The 851-nt window shown below is 37.1% G+C and carries 1 protein-coding gene; it reads left to right on the top strand.

The window, feature by feature from the left end:
* On the top strand, positions 1–785 hold a 785-nt coding region (locus tag AX762_RS13485), incomplete at its 5' end, for a helix-turn-helix domain-containing protein (protein WP_218162515.1).
* Between the last annotated feature and the right edge of the window lie 66 nt (positions 786–851).

Genomic DNA, 851 nt, shown 5'->3' with positions numbered 1-851 from the left:
AAAGTAAACTACTTCAGGGGGAGTTTTTTATGCGTTCAAATAGTAAGCATACGGTTAAAGAACTTGAAAATTATATTCTAATGTTTCTAGATGATGGATTGAGTATAAAAGAATTAAGTGATACTTTTGGTTTAATGCTACATTCATCAACTTTTTATCAAAAGGTATTAAGGTACCAAGAACACGGGATCGGCGGTATTCAACCTTCGGTTAATAATAATCGTTATAGCAGTGATTTAAAGAAACAAGTGGTGCTGGAACATCTTGAGGACGGTATTCCGGTTAAAGTGTTGGCTCGAAAATATAGTATTCCGTCTCATGAGACTGTTAGAAATTGGATAATTAAGTATACTAAAGGGGAAGAAATAAAAAACTATTCTCCAAACCCCGAGGTGTATACAATGAAGAGTCGAAAAACAACACAAGAAGAAAAAATTGAAATCGTGAAAGATTGCTCAGCCAATGGTTTATCTTATAAAGATTCGGCTAAAAAATTCCACGTTCCCTACACTAATGTTTATTCGTGGGTACAAAGATACAAAAAGCATGGTCCGCAAGGACTCGTCGATGGGCGTGGTCGTGGAAAATCAGAAGCGATCCAAACAGATGAAGAAAAGTTACGCACAGAAATCGCTGCGCTGAAAGCCCGCAATGAATACCTAGAAACAGAAAATACGGCACTAAAAAAGTTAGAAGAAACGGAAAGAGAGCTGATGTCACCCAAACGCGGTATGAAGCAGAATTTCAAACAATTAAAAAACTCGACAAAGAAGGATTCAAAATAACCGTACTCTGTGATGTGTTAAATGTCAGTCGGGCAGGGTATTATAAGTGGCTAAACCGCAAACCAT

Origin of the sequence: Alkalibacterium sp. 20 (assembly GCF_001885615.1) — a bacterium.
Lineage (GTDB): Bacteria > Bacillota > Bacilli > Lactobacillales > Carnobacteriaceae_A > Alkalibacterium.
Note: the sequence above shows the minus strand (reverse complement) of the source record. Positions and strands in the feature narration are given on the sequence as shown.